The organism is Amycolatopsis thermalba, from assembly GCF_003385215.1.
Lineage (GTDB): Bacteria > Actinomycetota > Actinomycetes > Mycobacteriales > Pseudonocardiaceae > Amycolatopsis_E > Amycolatopsis_E thermalba.
In genome coordinates this window covers 1-2570 of record NZ_PQHW01000203.1, presented here as the reverse complement: position 1 = coordinate 2570, position 2570 = coordinate 1, and the positions used below count along the sequence as shown (strand labels likewise).

Annotated in this window: 3 protein-coding genes; all 3 read right to left on the bottom strand. The window is 75.6% G+C overall.

The window, feature by feature from the left end:
• Window positions 1–938: DUF58 domain-containing protein (locus D0D15_RS35580; RefSeq protein WP_244215018.1), on the bottom strand; the 938-nt coding region annotated here is incomplete at its 3' end.
• A 2-nt stretch (window positions 939–940) separates the two neighbouring features.
• On the bottom strand, window positions 941–1918 hold the full coding sequence (locus tag D0D15_RS35575) for an AAA family ATPase (RefSeq protein ID WP_094005427.1): 978 nt from the start codon (window positions 1916–1918) through the stop codon (window positions 941–943).
• The coding region (locus D0D15_RS35570) for a fibronectin type III domain-containing protein (protein WP_162830735.1) at window positions 1903–2570 on the bottom strand (668 nt) is incomplete at its 5' end. The genes D0D15_RS35575 and D0D15_RS35570, both read right to left, overlap by 16 nt.

The following is a 2570-nucleotide window of genomic DNA, read 5'->3' as shown; positions in this document are numbered from 1 at the left end:
GCCCCGCCCCGCGCCGACAGCGTCGCCGGCACCAGCGCGTCGGCCGGGGCCTGCGTCACCTGGCACAGCTCGTCCAGCAGCTGCCGCGTCGCGGGCGGGCCGCCGGGCGTGGGCAGGTCGATCCCGCCCGCGGTGACCAGCCGCGACGGGTACCCGGCCCGCGCCGAGGCCACCAGCAGCGACGCGGCCACGTCGGCCGCCTCCTCGAACCCGCCCGGCGACAGCGATCCGGCGCGGGTGTCCAGCAGCAGCGTGAACCGCGGCTGCTCCGGGTCGACGAGGTCCCGCACCATCAGCCGCCCGGTGCGCGCCGTCGCCTTCCAGTGCACGTGCCGCACCTCGTCGCCGGGCACGTACTCGCGCACGTCCTGCAGGTCGATCGACCCGCGCAGCGCGTCGTCGGTGCGGGCGCCGTCGTGGTGGTGCCGGGGATGGCCGCTGACCAGCACCCGGGCCGGCAGCTGCCGCGGATGCACCCACAGGTCCGAGGTCTCGCCGGTGGGCTTGCGGTTGACGGCCAGGCCGAACGGGTCGGCCCGGTGCAGCGTCAGCGGGCCGACCGGGTGCCTCCCGCGCGCCCCGGTGGGCAGCTCGTAGTGGTAGGTGGCCTCCGCGCCGGGCGCGAGCGGGCGCACCCGCACCGTCTGGGTCCGCCCGCCGAGCCCGTCGGTGGCCAGGACCGCGCCCTGCCGCCGCCGCCCGGGGTTGCGCACCCGCAGCCGGGCCAGCGCGGAACTGCCCCGCTCGACGCGGTCGGGAAACACCGCGCGCCGCACCTCGACCCCCAGCCCGCGCGCGGTGACGGCCACCGCGGTGAGCACGGCGACCAGCGCCACCGCGCCCAGCGCGCGCAGCAGCGGGTACCCGCCCCACTGCCCGAACACCAGCAACGGCACCGCCGCGACGAGCACCGCGAGACCGCGGCCGGTCAGCCGCATCCTCACCGCCGGGCCGCGCCGATCGCCGGCGCCGGGGTGGCGGCCAGGACCTCGGTGACGATCTCCGCCGTGCCGCGGCCGTTCAGCTCGGCGTCCGCGGTGAGGATCAGGCGGTGCGCCAGCACCGGCACGGCCACGTCCTTGACGTCGTCGGGGGTGACGAACGTGCGCCCGTCGGTGGCGGCCAGCGCCTGCGCGGTCCGCACCAGGGCGATGCTGCCGCGCGGGCTCGCGCCGAACCGCACCGCGGCGTGCTCGCGGGTCGCGGCGGCGAGCCGGGCCGCGTACTCGACCACCGCCCGGTCCAGGTGCGACCCGCGCACCTCCGCGATGGCCTGGCGCAGCACGCCGATGTCGACCACCGTGGGCAGGTCGTCCGCGGTGACCCCGGCGCACTCGCTCATGATCACCAGCACCTCGGAGGCCACGTCCGGGTAGCCGACCGACAGCCGCATGAGGAACCGGTCGAGCTGGGCCTCGGGCAGCCGGTAGGTGCCCTCCATCTCGATCGGGTTCTGCGTGGCCACCACCAGGAACGGCCGCGGCACCTGGTGCGCCACCCCGTCCACGGTGACCCGCCGCTCGGACATGACCTCCAGCAGCGCGGACTGGGTCTTCGGGGTGCCGCGGTTGATCTCGTCGGCCACCACGATGTTCGCGAACACCGCGCCCGGGTGGAACCCGAACTCCTCGTCCTTCTGGTGGAACACGCTGACGCCGGTGATGTCGCCCGGCAGCAGATCCGGCGTGAACTGGATGCGGCTCCACTTCCCGCCGATGCTGCGCGCCAGGCACCGCGCCAGCGTCGTCTTGCCCAGGCCGGGCACGTCCTCGATCAGCAGGTGCCCCTCGGCCAGCAGCGCGGCCACCGCCAGCCGCACCAGCTCCGGCTTGCCGCGGATCACCTGCTGCACGTTGTTCGCGATCAGCCCGGCGACCTCGCCCGCCCGTGTTGCGCTCTTCACTATCCCCCCGGCCATACGTACTGGTTGGAACGGACACCGTTGACTTCGACCCACACGCGGTAGCCGACGCTCTCGAAGGGGAAGTCCTCGAAGACCTCGTTGCCCTCGGCGTCGGTCCGGACGCCCCGGCCCGGGTTGGAGTAGCCGGGGTTGTCGGAGAAGACCTCGACCTCGTACCTGGTGTTCGGGTCGAACCCGGTCATCTCCACGTGCATGAAAGCGCAGTCCGGCGCCTCGCACCCGTCGTAGGTCGTGTCCTCGCCCCGCCGGATCGTGATCTGCGGGGTCCGCTGCACCGGCACCATGGTCTGGACCGTCGCCGGCGCCCCACGGCCGGCGCTGTTCTCGGCCACCACCGTGACGGTGTAGGTGACGCCCTGCCGCAGCCCGCTCAGCGTGGCCGACCGCGCGCTGCCCGGCCGGGTCATCGACCCGCCCGCGCCGGAGGCCGGCTGCCACGAGATCCGGTAAGCGGTGACGGCCGCGCCGTTGGGTGGCGCCGCGCCCCAGGTGAGCTGCACGTTCTCCCCCTGCACGGTGGCCCGCAGCCCGGGCGGCACGCCCGGCGGGCTCGCCGGCACCGCGGGCGGCGGGGACGGCGGCGGCGCGGGTGGAGGCGTGACGCGGGAGGACGACGGCGGCGGAGTCCCGCCCTGGCCCCCCGGCC